The following is a 17,152-nucleotide window of genomic DNA, read 5'->3' on the forward strand; positions in this document are numbered from 1 at the left end:
CGTGGCCAAGCGCGTTGGGGGAGTTTTCATGTCGTCGTTTTTCCCGGGGCGCCGCGCCCTTCTCGCGCCGGCGCTGTTGCTGGGCGCCAGCCTTCCCGCCCTGGCCTGGGCCGCCGACGCGCCGCCCGAGGCGGCTGGCGCCGCGCAGATCGACCAGATTGTCGTCACGGCCCAGCGCCGCGCCGAGAACCTGCAAAAGGTGCCGGTGGCCATCACCGTGATCAGCGGTGAAGACCTGGAGAAGCGCCAGACCTTCTCGGCCGAACAGCTGGTTCAGCAGGTGCCGTCGCTGACGTTCCGCAAGGGCACCACCAACGTCAATTCGTCGCTGAACATCCGCGGCATCGGCACGACCTCGTTCTCGTCGGGCTCGGAGCCGGCGGTCTCGACCGTGGTCGACGGCGTCGTCTACGCCCGCTCGGGCCAAGCCTTCTTCGACTTCTTCGACGTCGAGCGCATCGAGGTGCTGCGCGGCCCACAAGGCACGCTGTTCGGCAAGAACGCCTCGGCGGGCGTCGTGTCGGTGGTCACCCGCCGCCCGTCGGCGACGACCAGGGGTTTCGCGGAGGCCAGCTATTTCGAGGGCGACGAGTATCGCCTGCGGACCGGCGTCTCGGGCCCGATCAGCGACACCCTGCGCGGCGGCCTGACGGCGGTCTACGGCAAGTACGACGGCTCGGGCGTCAACGTCTATGACGGCTCCAAGATCAACGGCTACGAGCGGCTGGGCTTCCGCGCCAAGCTGGAATGGACGCCGAACGACCGCCTGACCGTCGGGCTGATCGCCGACACGGTCAACGCCGTCGACAACGGCTCGGCCGATGTGATCGGCTACGCCACGCCGGGCGACGCGATTATCGGCCTGCAAAGTCCTCTGGCTGTCGGCCCCAGCAATCGCAACATCAACAACGACGTCGCGCCGGTCACCAAGGACAGCACCTGGGGCTATTCGGGCCAGGTCGACTATCTGGTCGGCGAGCACACCCTGACCTCGATCACGGCCTGGCGCGGCTGGGGGAACACCGAGGTGCGCGACGGCGACTTCACCTCGACCCTGGGCCGGCGCGTCGGCACGGCCTCGTCGCGCGACATCGGCGTGCTGGACTTCACCCAGTTCACCCAGGAAGTGCGCCTGGCCTCGCCGACCAGCGGCTTCATCGACTACGTGGTGGGCGCTTTCTACTACAAGACCAAGCAGGACAATTATTTCAACCGGACCAATGTCGCCTGCGCCAGCACGACGCTTGCCGGCGGCGTCTGCGCCCCCGGCTCCTCGACCTTCGCGGTCACCTCGAACGGCACGGCCAACTTTACGACCGAGCTCGAGAACTATGCGGCCTTCGGTCAGGCTAACCTGAACTTCACCCCGCGCCTGCGCGGCATCGTCGGCCTGCGCTGGTCGCACGACCAGATCAGCTACGACTTCGCCCGCGTCTCGGCCTTCCCGACCGCCACGGCCGGGGTGCGTCCCAGCTTCACGGCCCAGGGGACGACGACGACCGACGGCGTCTCGGGCCGAGTGGGCCTGCAGTACGACTTCTCGGACGCGGTGATCGGCTACGTGAACTACGCCCGCGGCTACAAGGGCCCGGCGATCAATGTATTCTTCAACATGCAGAGCTTCGACACCCTGCCCCTGTCGCCGGAGAAGTCCGACGCCTACGAGGCCGGCCTGAAGACGACCCTGCTGGACCGCAAGCTGGTGCTGAACCTGGCGGCGTTCTCGACCAAGTTCAGCGGCTTCCAGACCACCAATTTCGACACCGTGGCCGGCACGATCGTCAGCCGTCTGGTCAACGCCGGCGACGTCTCGACCAAGGGCCTGGAACTGGACGCCATCGCCCGCCCGATCAAGAACCTGACCCTGACCGGCGGCGGCAGCTATACCAACGCCAAGATCGTGAGCTTCTATTGCCCGCCGGGTTCGCCGGCCAGCTGCTCGGCGATCAACGGCCAGCCGCTGGGCCCGGCGAAGTTCCGCTGGTCGGGCGCGGTGGACTATCTGGTCGAGACCCCTGCCCTACCCTTCGACATCGGGCTGAACAGCTCTATCGCCTATCAGGGCAAGGGCCGGCCCAACGTCAACAACCCCAATATCGGCCCCGCGCCGGAAGGCTTCAGCCTGTGGGACGCCAGCGTGGCCCTGGTCGATCGCGACGACCGCTATCGCCTGACCTTCATCGCCAAGAACATCGGCGACAGCTTCTACACCACGGCCCGGATCCCCAGCACCTACATCCGCCAGCAGGTGCCGCGCGACTCCGAGCAGTATTTCGGGGTTAGCCTGCGCGCCAACTTCGGCCGCTGACGACAAGGCGCTCCTGGCATGACCGCATCGTGTGAAGTTTCCTGGTTCTCGGCGTTGTGCGACGACGACTACGAATTCCTCGGGGTTCCCGACCCCGCTCTGCAGTCAAGCTGGGAGCACTGCCGCAACATCGCCCTGGCCGCCGAGAAGGGCGGCTTCGACAACCTGCTGTTGCCGTCCGGCTATGGTCTGGGGATCGACACCCTGGCCTTCGCCGGCGGCATAGCCCCCCTGCTGAAGCGGATGCGACTGCTGACCGCCGTGCGGATTGGCGAAGTGTGGCCGCCGCAGCTGGCCCGTCAGCTGGCGACGATCGACCAGATGCTGGGCGGTCGGTTGACCATCAACATCATCTCCAGCGACCTGCCCGGCGAGACCCTGGCCAGCGGTCCGCGCTATCGCCGAACGGTCGAGGCCATGGCCCTGCTGCGCGCTTTCCTGAACGGCGAAAGCGTCGATGTCGACGGCGAGTTCTACAAGCTGAAGCTGGACCCGCCGCGCATCCGGCCGGTTTCTGGTCGCGCCCCGCCCTTCTATTTCGGCGGCCTGTCGGAGGACGCCCGTGAGGCGGCCGCCGAAGGCGCCGACGTCTATCTGATGTGGCCCGACCGGTTGGAGGCGGTGCGCGACACCATCGCCGACCTGCGGGCCCGCGCCGACAAGCACGGCCGCCAGTTGAAGTTCGGCTACCGCGTCCATGTCGTGGTGCGTGAGACCGAGAACGAGGCCCGCCTCGCCGCCGACCGCCTGCTGTCGCGCCTGGACGCCCAGACCGGCGAGGCGATCAAGAACCGCTCGCTGGACAGCCAGTCGGCCGGCGTCCGTCGTCAGGTCGAGCTGCGCGAGGCCGCGGCCGGCGACGGTTTCGTCGAGGACAATCTGTGGACCGGCATCGGCCGCGCGCGCTCGGGCTGCGGCGCGGCGATCGTCGGCGATCCCGACCAGGTGCTGGCCAAGCTCAAGGCCTACCAGGACCTGGGCATCGAGGCCTTCATCCTGTCGGGCTATCCGCACCAGGCCGAGGCCGACCTCTTCGCTCGTCACGTCCTGCCCCATCTCGAACACGGCCCGCTGGAGCTCTAGATCATGGCGCAGGCTGAAAACGTGCAGGCCGCGTCGAGGCGGCGTTGGCTGCTGCTGGCCTTCCTGATCGGGGCCGGCATCCTCAACTATGTCGACCGCCAGATCATCGCGATCCTCAAGCCGGTGATCGAGAAGGATCTCGGCTGGACCGACGCCGACTACGGGACCCTGGCGGCGCTCTTCCAGTTCTCGGCCGCGGTGGCCTTCGCCTTCACCGGCTGGATCGTCGACCGCCTGGGCGCGCGCCTGGCCGCCCCGGTCGGGGTGGCGGCGTGGAGCCTGGCGGCTATGGCCCACGGCGTGGCCGTCACCTTCGGCCAGTTCGGCCTGGCCCGGGTGGCGCTGGGCGCGACGGAATCGATGGGCACGCCCGCCGGCATCAAGGCGCTGCGGGCCCTGTTCAACGACCGCATGCGCTCGCTGGCCGTCGGCATCTCGAACGGCGCACCGAACGTCGGCGCCATCGTCACGCCGCTGCTGCTGCCGCTGCTGGCCGCCGCCATCGGCTGGCGCGCCTCGTTCCTGCTCGTCGGGGCCCTGGGCTTCATCTGGGTGGCCGCCTGGTTCGCCGTCTCGCGCAAGGCCGACCTACCGCACGAGGCTCCGACCGCCAGCGACCGCGGCCAGACCCGGGCGATGCTGACCGACCGCCGCACCTGGGGCCTGGCCGGCGCCAAGGCGCTGTCGGACCAGGTCTGGTGGCTGATGCTGTTCTGGGCTCCGGACTTCTTCCACCGGGTCTTCGACCTGACCATGGCGCAGCTGGGCCCCGCCCTGGCCGGCGTCTACGGCCTGGCGGCCCTGGGCTCGATCGCCGCCGGCTGGATCGGCGCGCGGCTGCTGGCCAAGGGCTGGAGCCTGAACGCCGTGCGCAAGACCTCGATGCTGGTCTGCGCCCTGCTGGTCCTGCCCGTGCCGCTGGCGGTGCTGGCCAGCAACCATTGGATCGCCGTCGGGCTGCTGGGCCTGACCCTGGCCGCGCACCAAGGCTTCTCGGTCAATATCTTCGCCACGATCACCGACGTCATCCCGGCCAAGCGGATCGGCGCGGTCACCAGCTTTGGCGCGCTGTGCGGCAACTTCGCCGGCATGGGCATCGTCTATCTGGCCGGCCGCATCCTGAGCGCCGGACTGGGCTACCTGCCGTTGCTGCTGATCGCCGCGGCGTCCTACCTTGTGGCGCTGGCTTGGCTGCAGCTTTGGCTGCCCCGCCTGGTTCCCGCCGAGGACGACGTCGTCCCCGCCCCTTCGATCTAGTTCAGCGTGAGTAGAGACATGACGCAGCCCCTACGGTTCGGGATCGTCGGCGCCGGCATGATGGGCCGCGAGCACATCCGCAACCTGAAGCTCCTGCCCGGCGCGCGGTTGACGGCCCTGGCCGATCCGACACCCGGCTCGCTGGACTGGGCCCTGACCGAGGCCGGCGATCCCGGCGTTGCGACCTTCGCGACCTCGGAAGCCCTGGCCGCCAGCGGCTTGGTCGACGCGGTCATCGTCGCCTCGCCCAACTTCACTCACCGCCAGGTGCTGGGGCCGTTGTTCGCCGCCGGCCTGCACATCCTCTGCGAAAAGCCGCTGTGCACGACGCTGGAGGACGCCCGCTGGGCCGTCGAGCGCGCCAAAGCCCACGACAAGGCGTTTTGGACGGGCATGGAGTACCGCTTCATGCCGCCGGTCGCCGCCTTCGTCGACCGCGTCCACGGCGGCGAGATCGGCCGGCTGGTGCAGCTGTCGATCCGCGAGCACCGCTTTCCGTTCCTGCCCAAGGTCGACGACTGGAACCGCTTCTCGCGCAACACCGGCGGGACGATGGTCGAGAAGTGCTGCCACTTCTTCGACCTGATGCGGCTGATCGTCGGGGCCGAGCCCGTGCGGGTGTTCTGCTCGGGCGCGATGGACGTCAACCACCTCGACGAACGCTATGACGGCCAGGTCCCCGACATCATCGACAACAGCTTCACGGTCGTCGACTTCGCCGGCGGCCAGCGGGCCATGCTGGACCTCAACATGTTCGCGGACGGGGCCGAGAACCAGGAAGAGATCGGCGCGGTCGGCGACACCGCCAAGCTGGAGGTGTTCATCCCCAGCGGCGACGTCGTTCTGAGCCCGCGCGTCGGCTTCCTGCAGCCCAAGCAGGTCAGTCGCACCCATGTCACGGTCGATCCCGCGGCGCTGCAGGCCGGGTCGCACCACGGCGCGACCTTCCATCAGTTGGAGGCGTTCCTGGCCGCCGTCGCCGGCGACGCGCCGGTCCAGGTCACGGCCGAGGACGGCCTGCGCGCGGTCGCCATCGGCGTCGCCGCCGAGATCAGCGCGCGCGAGAAGCGGGTCGTCGAGATGCGCGAACTAGGCTTCTAAGCGCAGCTGGAGGGCAGGAGCGCGCCAGAAGCAGGTCGTAGCGCAACTCCAGATCCTGGACCTTCAATGGAAGAGCCGGCGGCCACGTCCGACCTACGACCGCAAACGCTTCAGCTATTGGCTGTGGCGCCCAGGCTTGAACTCTACGCGTAGCGCCAGGAATTGGCCTGTCCCGCGGTTACGGACGGCGTGTAGCCCTTCAGGCGGCGCCGAGACTGCGCCAGTCAAGGCGTCGACCGGGGCGTCCACGCGTTCAATCTCGACCGGAGCGCCATCTACCAGCTTGTAGGTGATGTAGGTGATGGGCTGCGCCCTTTCGAAATACATCACGCTGGGCCACTGATGGTCGTGAACCGGCTCGGTCGCGCCAGGCGCGATGCTGACGCGCAGGACGCGGAGGCTTTCGTTCTCGAGGAGGACTTGGTGGCTGCTCGGCGCCGCTGCCACGGCATCGAAGTTTTTTGCGCCCTGCGACCATGCGGGCGAAGCCGCTGCGAGCAGCAGGATTGTGGTGGCGAGGTGCTTGATCATCGTCGGATCCCTGCAGCGAGTGATTGCCGCGCAACTCTATGCGAGCCCTAAGCGTGGGCAACCGCCAGAGCCGTCAGGCGCCAGCTGATCCACCTGAGAAGCGGGAATGTATCGACTTCGATCCCACCCAATCCATTGGCGCCGCAGCCTTCGTCGATGCTCCATTGGCCGACGTTGGCTCAAGTGCCGAAGACGGACGCCAAAAGACCGACCAATCGGCGAACTGCACCGAAACTGCACGCAACTACCGAGCCGCCTGCACCGATCCGACGGTCGCCGCTGGACGCCAGCATCGCATCTGTCGAGCTCCTTTCACGGGGTCTCGAACTATGCCGATCATGCCCGGACCACACGGCGCTTTCTGGCGGAAGAGCGCATTGGCGGTTCTTATGATCACGCTCGCCGACGTGGCGTTCTACCACCGGTCTATCGGCGCGAACTTCGGCGTCTACGCCCTGTCCCTGGTCCTTGCGGTGCTGGTTGCCGCCCCGGCGGCGAGGCGCTCGTCGCGCGCCTTGGTCGCCCTGATAGCAGCGGCCGGCGCGGCGCTTCTCTTCCTGGAGCATCCCACCGTCACCATGGCGTGCCTCTTCGTCCTGGCGTTGGGCGTGGCAGTGCTTTCGCCGCGCGCGCCCGCCAGCGATGACGTCTGGCCGTGGGCGCAGCGCCTGACCATGGCCATGCTGCGCGGCTTGATCGGGCCGTTGAAGGATCTTCGCCGGCTGCACGCTCACCGCCTACGCCAGCGACGCAGCGGTATGGGCCTTTCACGCTTCTCGGTCCTGCTGTTGCCGCTGGCGGGCGGCCTGGTGTTCTTCGCCCTCTTCGCGGCGGCCAATCCGCTGATCGCCGTGCTGCTGGAGGCCATTCGCCTACCGCGCCTCGATCTCGCGCGTTCGATCTTCTGGCTGCTGACCGGAGTAGCGGCCTGGGGCGTCCTGCGACCACGCGGCCTGCGCCGGACGATCGCGCTGCCGGATGGCCGCGGCGACCTCAAGGTCTTCGGCGTCACGCCAACCTCGCTCTTCCTGTCGCTGGTCGTCTTCAACGCTCTCTTCGCCCTGCAGAACGGCCTCGACCTGGCGTTTCTGTGGAGCCATGCGCCGCTCCCTGCTGGCGTGACCCTGGCAGAGTACGCCCACCGGGGCGCCTATCTGCTGATCGCCACCGCCATCCTGGCCGGAGCCTTCGTGCTGATCGCCCTGCGGCCTGGATCGACCACCGCCGCGTCGCCGGCCGTGCGGCGGATGGTCGTGCTGTTTGTGGCCCAGAACCTGCTGCTGGTGGCCTCCAGCGCCGTGCGGACACTGGACTATGTCGAGGCGTACGGCTTGACCCAGTTGCGCCTGGCCGCCCTGGCCTGGATGGTGCTGGTCGCGGTCGGCCTCATCCTCATCTGCGTGCGCCTGCTGCAGGACCGCAGCTCCGGCTGGCTGATCAACACCAACGCTGCGGCCACCGTCTTGGTGCTGGTCATCGCCAGCCTCGCCGATCTCGGCGCCGTCGCGGCGACCTGGAACAGCCGCAACGCCCGCGAGGTCGCCGGCCATGGCCCCCGGCTAGACCTCTGCTACCTCGAAGCGCTGGGCCCGGCCGCGCTGGTTCCGCTCGCCGAGCTGGAAGGCCGCTCCCTGCCCGCGCCCCAGGCCGAGACCATCACCTCGGCCCGCATCCAGGTGCTGACCGACCTGGATCATCGGCAGATGGACTGGCGGACCTGGTCCTGGCGCAACGCCCGTCGCCTGAACGCCGCTCGGGCGCTGATAGCCCATCACGCGCCGCCTCCGCCCTGGCCGACGCGGTACTGCGATGGCCGGCCTTACGGAGAAGAGAACATGTCGCCGCCGCCTGGGGCGTTGACCGACGCGGCTCAACCCGGAACATGACCGCCATGTCGCAACGCATCCTCATCGTCGACGACGATCCGCACATCCGCCAGCTCCTGGTCTTCGCCCTCGAGAAGGCCGGGTTCGCGACCCGCGACGCCGAGGATGGCGAGGCGGCGCTGGCCGCCATCGCCAACGCCGCGCCCGACCTCGTCGTGCTCGACATCAACATGCCGCGCATGAACGGCCTGGAGGTCTGCCGTCGCCTGCGCGGCGAGAGCGACGTGCCGATCCTGTTCCTCTCCTCGCGGGACGAGGAGATCGACCGGGTCCTGGGCATCGAGCTGGGCGCCGACGACTATGTGGTCAAACCGTTTAGTCCGCGCGAAGTCACGGCCCGGATCAGCGCAATCCTGCGGCGGACCGGCTCGCAGTCGATGAAGGTCGAGACGCCGCTCGCTATGGGCCGGGGCCGCCTGGGCCTCGACCCCGACGGCTGGATCGCTTCGTGGGACGGCCAGGAACTGACCCTGACCGTCACCGAGTTCAGCATCCTGCGCGCCCTGGCCGCCGCGCCGAGCAAGGTCTTCTCTCGCGACGCCATCATCGATCGCCTGCGTGGCCCCGGTTTCGCGATCACCGATCGCACCGTCGACAGCCACGTGCGCAACCTGCGCGGCAAGTTTGCGCAGGTCGGCGGTCATGACGTCATCGAGACCCGGGCCGGCGTCGGCTATCGCCTGGGCGCGTGCCAGGGCGGCGGCGCTTGATCGATCGGGCCAAGGCTTTCCTGAAGCGCCGCTGGCCGCGCCTGCGGCTGAGGGTAATCCTGTTCGCCGTGCTCTTCTTCGCCGCCGCCATGCCGGGGATCAGCGCGATCTTCTTGCGCGTCTACGAGAACACCCTGGTGCGCCAGACTGAGGCCGAACTGGTGGCTCAAGGGGCGGCCCTGGCCGCCATGGCGGCCGTCAACTGGCCCGGCGCACCGCCGCCGCCAAACTCGTCTCCCGATCGCGCGGAACCCGGCTACTACGCTCCCGAGCCGACGACCCTGGATCTGCGCACCGCCAGCATCCTGCCCGAGCGCCCGGTCCCGAGCGCCAACGGCAAGGTCGCCGACCCGGCCGCGACGCGCGTGGCCCATGTGTTGGACCCGGTCATCGAGCGCACGGCCCGCACGACCCTGGCCTCGATCGTGGTCCTGGATGGCTATGGCGTGGTCGCGCGGGGCTATGGCCTCGGCGGCGATCTTTCGGCCTTGCCGGAAGTCCGGGAGGCCATGGCCGGGCGTCCGAGGACGGTCGTCCGTCACAACGGCGACTATCGCCCCAGCTACGCCTTCGAATGGCTGAGCCGGGCGTCGGATGTCCGTCTACACCACGCCCGACCGATCCTCGTCGGCGACCGGGTGGTCGGGGTCATCCTGCTCTCCCGTTCGCCCCGCGCGCTGTTCCGCGGGCTCTACGAGGATCGCGGCAAGATTATCCTGGGCGTGGCAGGCATCTTCGCCATCCTCGTCCTGCTGTCGGGCCTGGTCTCGCGCGGCGTGACCCGGCCGATCGAGGCCCTGAGCGCGGCCTCGCGGGATATGGCGACCGGGCACGGCGCGCCGCCAGAGACGCCGACGACGGCGGCCCTGGAGATCCAGGCCCTGTATGACGACTTCCGCGCCATGGCCCAGGCCATCGATCGCCGATCGAGCTATTTGCGCGATTTCGCCACCGCCGTCAGCCACGAGTTCAAGACACCGCTGGCCGGGATCGCCGGCGCCGTGGAATTGCTGCAGGACCACGGCGAGACCATGACTCCGGAAGAGCGACGGCGCTTCCTGGACAACGCCGGCGCTGACACGGCGCGGCTGTCCCTGCTGGTCACGCGCCTCCTGGATTTGGCCCGCGCCGACATGGCCCGCGCGGAAACGAACGCGGCGACCAGCATTCTCGCTCCGCTTCGCCGCGCCGCCGACGCAGCCGTCGGCCGGTCCTTCAAGGTCGAGCTGCGCGTGTCGGACGAGACGCCGCTCGCGGCGGTTTCCGAAGCGACCCTGGACACCGTACTCAGCGTGCTCTTGCAGAACAGCCGCCAGGCTGGGGCCTCTGTCGTCGTTGTCACTGTGGACGAGACGCCGGACACGATCCGGCTGCACATCAGCGACGACGGCCCCGGCGTCCCCACCGCCGATCGCGGCCGGCTGTTCGAGGCCTTCTTCACCAGTCGACGCAGCGAGGGTGGTACGGGCCTGGGCCTGTCGATCGCCCGATCCCTGCTCGCCGCCAGCCACGGCGCGATCCAGCTGGTCGAGAGCGACGCCGGCGCGGCGTTCGAGGTGACCCTACCTCGCGCCGCCTAGGTTCTGCACGCCGTCTCCATCGGATCTCGACATCGACAGCGGTCGCGCCTGCACCGCCTCGCGCCATGCTCCTGGCTCAGGGAGGATACGACATGGATGACGATGGCTTCGGCTCGCCCTATCGGCTGGCGGTGTGCGAGGAGCGCGGGGCTTGGAGTTGGACGCTCCTGCGCGGCGAGGCAGTGGCTATGACGGGCCAGGCGCCTGGTCTGGAAGAGGCTGTCCGCCACGCCGCGTTCGCCGCGGGCGCCCATGCTGCGTTCGAGAGGATCGGGCGAAAGCGCTTCTAGTGCGGTCAAATGGACCGCGCCCGATCCAAGAGACCAAGCCCTATCGTCGGGCAAGTCGCGCTCTAGCTTTTGGGTTGCGCCAGGCCCAAGGCATAGCGACGACAGTGTTCCAGATAAGCCGCCTCGTGGACTGCAACGAGGTCCACAACGCTCGACCATAGCCAAGACGGCGCATCCAGCGCCCCCGAACGGTTGCGCGCCAGGTCGGCGATCCAGGCCTTGCGCGTGGCGGCGTCCATCTGCCGGCCATGCGCGTCGCCGACCACGCGCGCGAGTGAACGGGCCGCATCCATGGCCTCAGTCGGCTCTAGACCCACAACCTCCAGCTTCATGTCCTGCGGCATCAGCTCGCGCACGAAGACGGCCTTGTCGAGCAGACGGCCAGCCGCCATGCGTTGGCCAAGGTTCGGCGACAGCGCCCTCGCCCCGGCCACCACCCGCTCTGCGTTGCCGCGTGGCATGGCCGCGCCCGCCTCCCGCGGTGCGGCGGCCTTGATCGCCTCCTTGATGTCCAGAAAGCAGATGTCGGGCGGTCCATCGCCGCCATCGACCTCCAGCAGCGCGGCGAACCGCAGGCGGCCCAGGGAACTGCAGCCCTTTACCCAATAGGCGGCGTCCAGCATCCGGATCTCGTCCTTGCGCCCGCGCGACTTCAGACTGGTCACCAGGTCGCGCACCGGCGGGCTGGCGCAGATCGCTTCAATCTCGTGGCGTTCGGTGCAGGTAATGGGCCAGAAGTGCTTGCCGATCGAGATTTCCGGCCGCACGCCCGCCAGCCGATCATTGGCCAGGTGCTTCCAGGTTCGGCGATCGGCCTGGCGCAGGACCGCGCCGATCATCGGCGGATGCGGGGCCTCCTGATCGAAGTCGGCGGCCAGCGCCTCTTCATAGCCCACGATCATGGCCTCCAGCATCTGGGCGGTGATCACGCCCGGCAGATCCGAACCGCGCGCGGCCGACGCCAGGGATAGTCCCAGCCGGATCAGGTCGTGGGCGGGATTGCCGACCACGGTCTGGTCGAGATCGCGGATCTGGATGTCGACCCGCCCCTTGGCGTTGGCCAGGGGGCCGAGGTTGCCCAGATGGCAATCGCCGCAGATCCAGACGGACGGTCCGCTCGGCAAGATCGAGGCGCGCGTCCCCAGCCACTCGTAGAACTTGACGGTGCTGCCTCGAACATAGGCGTGGGCCGAGCGCGCCATTTTGAGGTTTCGGGTGCGCGCCAGGATCGGACCACGCTCACCGGGCTTCACCGCCTGGGCGCGCCGCGCGGCCCTCAGTCGGTCCAGGCGCTCGGCCTTGCTCAAGACGCCAGCGCCAGGCTGGGATGGATATGCCGAAAGCGGGCTTCAACGAAACCGAACAAGCCAAAGGCGATCAGGCCGAGGGCCACCAGACCCAGCATCCAGGATCCGAAAGGCTGAGCTTCAAGCGCCTGCAGCGCGCCGCCCCAGCTGCGCGCATCGCGGCTGCGCGCCTCCAGACCCGCCAGGATCAGAAATATACCCGCCGGCAAAGTCGCCAGCCCTCTCGCCGCGTAGCCGACCTTGGCCATCGGCACGACCCAGCGGCAGATCCGGTCGTCACAGCGCAAGCGCTTGGCGAAGTCCTGGGCTAGGCCCTGGACGACGTTGCCGATACCGACGCCCAGCATCACGGCACCCGCCAGGAGCAACAGGATTTCACCATATGGCAGAGCCAGAACGGTGGCTGCCGCCCCACGTGCGGTCTGTTCCTCGTCAGCCTCTCCGACATCCTCGAACGCGTCGAGTAGTTCCAGCGCCCAGAAGCCAAGGCCGCCATAGATCAGGCCGCTGACCGCCTGCCCAATCCGAACCGCGACGCCCTTGGGCGAAGCGCCATGCTGGTCCGCGTCGAAGATCGCTTGCAAGGCACGCCAGACGGCAAAGGCCAGCAGGCCCACCGCGACAATGCCAACCAAGGCCAGGCCAAGCGGCCAGCCCGCCCAGGCCGCCAGCATCGCCTTGGCCCCTTGGGCCCGTGGCGTCACGTCGGTCGCCGCCAGCAGGACGATCACCCCAAGACCGACATAGACCAGCCCGCGCGCCGCATAACCCAGGCGAGACGCCCCTTCGAGCACCCACGTCACGTTCAGCGTCGCCGCCAAGCGCCGCGGCGTCCGCACGATCCTCGCCAAATCCATCAATTTCACAGCCCCGCCAAAGGCGACGCCCTCGGGGACGACCCGAGGGCGCGATGAGTCAACGCCTCGGGACGCTAGCGCGGAGCGCGGGTATAGACCGTCCTCGTACGGCCACGCAGCAGCAGCCCCAGCAACAGACCCACGCCGGCCGCGACGCCAAGCGCTTGCAGCGGGCGCGTCACAACATAGCCTTCAACCGTGTCGAGCTGTGTGTGGAGCTCGCCGCGCACGCTGCCGACGATCTCGTCGACGGCTTCGAGAAGGCTGCTCTTGGCTTCACCGAAGGCGTGCTGCGCCGCACCGGCGGCTTGGTTGATCTTGCCCTTACCCTGCAGGGCCGTGTCGCCCGTCAGGCCACCGACAGCGTCCTGCACCCGACCAAAGCCTTGCTTGGCCACACCCATCACTTGATCGTCCATCATCTGCTCCTGCGGCGCTGAAAGCCCGCGTCTGTCGCGGCGCTATCCCCCAAACCCGCGCCCATGGTCGCGGTTCCAGATCAAACGTCGACCCAGGGCGGCAAGCTCAAAGCTAAGGCTCAGCGGCGGCGGAACTGCAAAGGACTTGGAGAGCTAACTCTCGCTCATAGAGAGGCCCTGATGACCGGAACCACGATCAAGCGCGATCTCAGAACAGGCCGATCGCTGTGGGCCGACAGCCCTGGATTGGGCGTGCCCGTACGGCCACTGGACGCCGCGATCAGCGTTGATGTCGCCATCGTCGGGGCAGGCATCAGCGGCGCCTTCATGGCTCACGCGCTGTCGAAGGATCACGCGGTCGCGGTGCTGGACCGCCGCGCGCCCCTGATGGGGTCGACCCTGGCGTCGACGGCGTTGCTGCAGTGGGAGATCGATCTGCCGCTGACGACGCTCACCCAGAAGATCGGCGTAGCCAACGCCAAGCGGGCTTATCTCAGGTCCCGCCAGGCGGTGGACGCCCTGAAGCAGATCGTCGCCGAAGAGCGCATCGTCTGCGGGCTGAAGGACAAGTCTTCGCTCTATCTGGCGGGCGACGCTTATGGCTGTCGCGCGTTGGAAGCCGAGGCGGACGCCCGCGCGGCGATCGGCCTGGATAGCCAGTCCTTGAGCGCGGCAGCCTTGAGCGAGCGGTTCGGCGTGACGCGAACGGGCGCCATCCTTTCAAGCGGTTCGGCGAGCGGCGATCCCGCCCGACTGGCGGCAGCGCTTCTGAGACGCGCCCATGCGAACGGCGCGCGGATCTGGTCGCCTGTCGAGGTGATGCAAGTCGTCAGCGATCCAGACGGGGTGACGCTGCTGACCGATGCGGGTCACGCGGTGCGGGCCAAGTCGGTGGTGTTCTGCTGCGGCTACGAGTTCCCCAAGGGTGTCCCGACCCCGGGGGCAGAGATCATCTCGACCTGGGCGATGGCGTCCAAGCCGCGCCAGCGTTGTCCTACCTGGCTGAAGGACACGGTGATCTGGGAGGCGTCCAACCCGTACCTCTATCTGCGTATGGGCGGTGACGGTCGCCTGATCGTCGGCGGCGAAGACGAAGCCTCTGCGACCGCCCACCAGGACAAAGCGAAGCTGAAGCGCAAAAGCGAGATCCTCACCGGAAAGCTGCAACGGCTTCTGCCGGATGTATCGTTCGAGCTCGATTATGGCTGGGCCGGCGCCTTTGGCGAGAGCGCGACGGGGCTGCCCAGCATAGGCCCCGTGGAGAGCATGGATCATACCTGGGCCGTCATGGGCTTTGGCGGCAACGGCATCACCTATTCGGTAATCGCCTCGCAGATCGTCGCGGCCGAAATCCGAGGTGAACGCGACCCTGACGCCGACCTCTATCGAGCCTGACCCAGGTGACGCTCGCACCACGAGCGTCACCTCATCAAGGCTAGGCTAGCACGCGCACCTTCGGCTCGCGATCCCAGAAGCGCTTGGCCGCCGCAGCGATGAAATCGCCGCCCAAGTCAGTCACGCCTCCGTCTGGCTCGACGCCGGCCTTGTCGAGCAACGGCTGAGCCGCCTCTGTCGCGCCAATGGCTTTCAGGTGGCCGAACGCATCCATGACGAATTGGACGGCGGCGGCCTCCTTGAGCAGGGCCGAGCAGCCGTCCTCGGAGAGAACAAGCGCGATGGCGTCGACAGTCACGGACGGCGTCCCAGCCAGCTGGCCGTCAGCCGGTATCAAGGTTCCGTCTGCGCCCTTGGCCCCGCCGATTTTCGGGGCGATGACCTTGGCCACCGCGCCGGCCTTCTTGATCGCCGCCTTCAGCTTGTCGACCGCCTTGGCGTCCGACCCGTCTGCGACAAGCACGCCGATGACGTGGCCCTTGATGTCGGTCGGTTCCAGCGGACCGTTGATGATCCGCAAGGCCGGCGACAGCTCCAGGTCCTGGACCGGAACCGCTGCTTTCGAGGCCTTGGGAACGGGCATGTTCAGGCCCGCGCCGACCCGCTTGGCGAGGTCAGGGTCGACATTGACCAGGTTGGACAGCATCCGCGTCCGCACCGCCTCGATGCCGACTTTGGAAAGCTCGAACACCAGGGCAGAGGCCAGGTGAGCTTGCTCGGCCGGGTCCAGCGAACGGAAGAACAAACGCGCTTGGCTGTAGTGGTCGGCGAAGCTCTCGGGACGGACCCGCAACTTCTCCACACCCAGGTCGCCGCCAGCGCTGGTGGTTCGGAATCCAGTCACCGGGCACTCACGCGGCCCGCCCTCCTCGCTCGCCGTCTCCGCCAAGCTGTTGGGCTCATAGTTGGCGCGCCCCTTGGGCTGCAGCATCTGCATCATGCCGTCGCGCTGGAAGTTCATCACCGGGCACTTGGGCGCATTGACCGGGATCTGATGGAAGTTGGCCGTGCCCAGCCGGCTCTTCTGTGTGTCGAGGTAGGAGAACAGGCGTCCCTGCAGCAGGGGGTCCTCGGTGAAGTCGACGCCCGGCACGATATTGCCGGGACAGAAGGCCACCTGCTCGGTTTCGGCGAAGAAATTGTCGGGATAGCGATCCAGCACCATTCGGCCAATCGGCTGCACCGGCAGCACCTCTTCGGGGATGATCTTGGTCGGGTCCAGCACATCGAACGGCAGGCTGTCGGCGAAGGCCTGGTCGAAGGCCTGGACGCCCAGCTCCCACTCGGGGAAGTCGCCGCGCTGGATGGCCTCGAAAAGGTCGCGCCGCTGGAAGTCGGGATCGGCGCCGGCGATCTTCACCGCCTCGTCCCAGATCGTCGAGGCCACGCCCTGCTTGGGTTTCCAGTGGAACTTGACGAAGGTGACCTTGTCCTTGGCGTCGACCAACCGGAAGGTGTGGACCCCAAAGCCCTGCATGGTGCGCAAAGAGCGCGGGATGGTCCGGTCGCTCATCGCCCACATGATCATGTGGGTGGCCTCGGGCATCAGGCTGATGAAGTCCCAGAAGGTGTCGTGGGCGCTGGCGGCCTGCGGATAGCCGCGATCGGCCTCCATCTTCACCGAATGGACGAGGTCGGGGAACTTCATGGCGTCCTGGATGAAGAACACCGGGATGTTGTTGCCCACGAGATCCCAGTTGCCCTGCTGGGTGTAGAACTTCACCGCGAAGCCGCGCACATCGCGGGGCGTGTCGACGCTGCCCGCGCCGCCGGCCACCGTGGAGAAGCGCACGAAGACCGGGGTCCTCTCGCCGGGGCACTGGAAAAGGTCGGCCTTCGACAGCTTGGCCGCGCCCTCATAGGCCTCGAAGTAACCGTGCGCGGCTGAGCCGCGGGCATGGACGATGCGCTCGGGAATCCGCTCGTGATCGAAGTGGAAGATCTTCTCGCGAAGGACGAAGTCCTCCAGCAGCACCGGCCCACGCGCGCCGGCCTTCAGTTGGTTCTGGTTGTCGGAAACGCGAATCCCCTGGTTGGTGGTCAGGTGGCCTGCGGAGCTATGCGGGCCGCCGTCGGGAACGCGCTGATGGGTCTCATCGCCCTCGCCGCGCTCGGTGGTGAAGCCGTCGTCCATGGTCGCCTCCTCGATCTGAAAATCGAGGGGCAAACTCGCCCTGGCCACGCCGGTTCCTAAAGCCAACCTTAGGCAAAGCGGAGCGGGTGAAACTTGCTCGCCTCCTCCTTTTTCACACCGCTTTTGCAGAACGCAGCGCCATTTGCTGTTTCGAGCACTCTCCGGAATCGGGCGTTCAAGGGAGGTGCTGGCGTCGCAGGCGGGGGCCTTGGTCATCACTCCCGGACACCGGCGAACCCTATAACGACCGCTGGAGCTTTCGATACGTTCGGCGCAACAACGGGTGGCGATGCG

14 protein-coding genes are annotated in these 17,152 nt (G+C 67.8%); 9 read left to right on the forward strand and 5 right to left on the reverse strand.

Annotated features, from left to right (window positions below; translation table 11 throughout):
• Positions 1 to 28: 28 nt before the first annotated feature.
• Genes E1H18_RS05290 through E1H18_RS05305 form a run of 4 tightly spaced genes read left to right on the forward strand, consistent with a single transcriptional unit; the run spans position 29 to position 5,749 of the window.
• Complete coding sequence (locus E1H18_RS05290) at positions 29 to 2,308, forward strand: TonB-dependent receptor (RefSeq protein WP_172264417.1); 2,280 nt, start codon at positions 29 to 31, stop codon at positions 2,306 to 2,308.
• 18 nt (positions 2,309 to 2,326) lie between these two features.
• Positions 2,327 to 3,391, forward strand: coding sequence for an LLM class flavin-dependent oxidoreductase (locus E1H18_RS05295; protein ID WP_172264419.1), 1,065 nt, complete (start codon positions 2,327 to 2,329; stop codon positions 3,389 to 3,391).
• Between the two features lie 3 nt (positions 3,392 to 3,394).
• On the forward strand, positions 3,395 to 4,648 hold the full coding sequence (locus E1H18_RS05300) for an MFS transporter (protein ID WP_172264421.1): 1,254 nt from the start codon (positions 3,395 to 3,397) through the stop codon (positions 4,646 to 4,648).
• 18 nt (positions 4,649 to 4,666) lie between these two features.
• The gene (locus E1H18_RS05305) at positions 4,667 to 5,749 is read left to right on the forward strand and encodes a Gfo/Idh/MocA family protein (RefSeq protein ID WP_172264423.1); all 1,083 of its coding nucleotides are present in this window, start codon (positions 4,667 to 4,669) and stop codon (positions 5,747 to 5,749) included.
• A gap of 114 nt (positions 5,750 to 5,863) precedes the next feature.
• On the opposite strand, the gene E1H18_RS05310 is transcribed toward E1H18_RS05305, so the two are convergent.
• Positions 5,864 to 6,280, reverse strand: coding sequence for a hypothetical protein (locus E1H18_RS05310; RefSeq protein WP_194247878.1), 417 nt, complete (start codon positions 6,278 to 6,280; stop codon positions 5,864 to 5,866).
• A 389-nt stretch (positions 6,281 to 6,669) separates the two neighbouring features.
• On the opposite strand from E1H18_RS05310, the gene E1H18_RS05315 reads away from it, so the two are divergent.
• The 4 genes from E1H18_RS05315 (at position 6,670) to E1H18_RS05330 (ending at position 10,746) form a co-directional block, all read left to right on the forward strand.
• Positions 6,670 to 8,166: a DUF4153 domain-containing protein gene (locus E1H18_RS05315; protein ID WP_172264425.1), complete on the forward strand. Its 1,497-nt coding sequence runs from the start codon at positions 6,670 to 6,672 to the stop codon at positions 8,164 to 8,166.
• Between the two features lie 5 nt (positions 8,167 to 8,171).
• On the forward strand, positions 8,172 to 8,876 hold the full coding sequence (locus E1H18_RS05320) for a response regulator transcription factor (RefSeq protein WP_241735898.1): 705 nt from the start codon (positions 8,172 to 8,174) through the stop codon (positions 8,874 to 8,876).
• Positions 8,873 to 10,456 carry a HAMP domain-containing sensor histidine kinase gene (locus E1H18_RS05325; protein WP_172264429.1) on the forward strand — a complete coding sequence of 528 codons (1,584 nt, stop codon included), beginning with the start codon at positions 8,873 to 8,875 and terminating at the stop codon, positions 10,454 to 10,456. The genes E1H18_RS05320 and E1H18_RS05325 overlap by 4 nt, the downstream gene beginning before the upstream one ends.
• A gap of 92 nt (positions 10,457 to 10,548) precedes the next feature.
• The gene (locus E1H18_RS05330) at positions 10,549 to 10,746 is read left to right on the forward strand and encodes a hypothetical protein (RefSeq protein ID WP_172264431.1); all 198 of its coding nucleotides are present in this window, start codon (positions 10,549 to 10,551) and stop codon (positions 10,744 to 10,746) included.
• 62 nt (positions 10,747 to 10,808) lie between these two features.
• On the opposite strand, the gene E1H18_RS05335 is transcribed toward E1H18_RS05330, so the two are convergent.
• The 3 genes from E1H18_RS05335 to E1H18_RS05345 form a co-directional block, all read right to left on the reverse strand.
• Positions 10,809 to 12,053, reverse strand: a complete 1,245-nt coding sequence (locus E1H18_RS05335; protein WP_206679026.1) for a DUF2252 family protein — start codon at positions 12,051 to 12,053, stop codon at positions 10,809 to 10,811.
• Entirely contained in the window at positions 12,050 to 12,874 is an 825-nt protein-coding gene (locus E1H18_RS05340) for a DUF1206 domain-containing protein (RefSeq protein ID WP_241735899.1), read from the reverse strand. Before E1H18_RS05340 ends, E1H18_RS05335 begins: the two co-directional genes overlap by 4 nt.
• Positions 12,875 to 12,984: 110 nt before the next feature.
• On the reverse strand, positions 12,985 to 13,332 hold the full coding sequence (locus E1H18_RS05345) for a CsbD family protein (protein ID WP_172264435.1): 348 nt from the start codon (positions 13,330 to 13,332) through the stop codon (positions 12,985 to 12,987).
• A 177-nt stretch (positions 13,333 to 13,509) separates the two neighbouring features.
• Between E1H18_RS05345 and E1H18_RS05350 the strand changes: the two genes are divergently transcribed.
• The gene (locus tag E1H18_RS05350) at positions 13,510 to 14,724 is read left to right on the forward strand and encodes an FAD-binding oxidoreductase (RefSeq protein WP_172264437.1); all 1,215 of its coding nucleotides are present in this window, start codon (positions 13,510 to 13,512) and stop codon (positions 14,722 to 14,724) included.
• A 40-nt stretch (positions 14,725 to 14,764) separates the two neighbouring features.
• On the opposite strand, the gene E1H18_RS05355 is transcribed toward E1H18_RS05350, so the two are convergent.
• Complete coding sequence (locus E1H18_RS05355; RefSeq protein ID WP_172264439.1) at positions 14,765 to 16,858, reverse strand: catalase; 2,094 nt, start codon at positions 16,856 to 16,858, stop codon at positions 14,765 to 14,767.
• Positions 16,859 to 17,152 lie beyond the last annotated feature (294 nt).

This window comes from Caulobacter sp. RHG1 (genome assembly GCF_013181195.1).
Classification (GTDB): Bacteria; Pseudomonadota; Alphaproteobacteria; order Caulobacterales; family Caulobacteraceae; genus Caulobacter.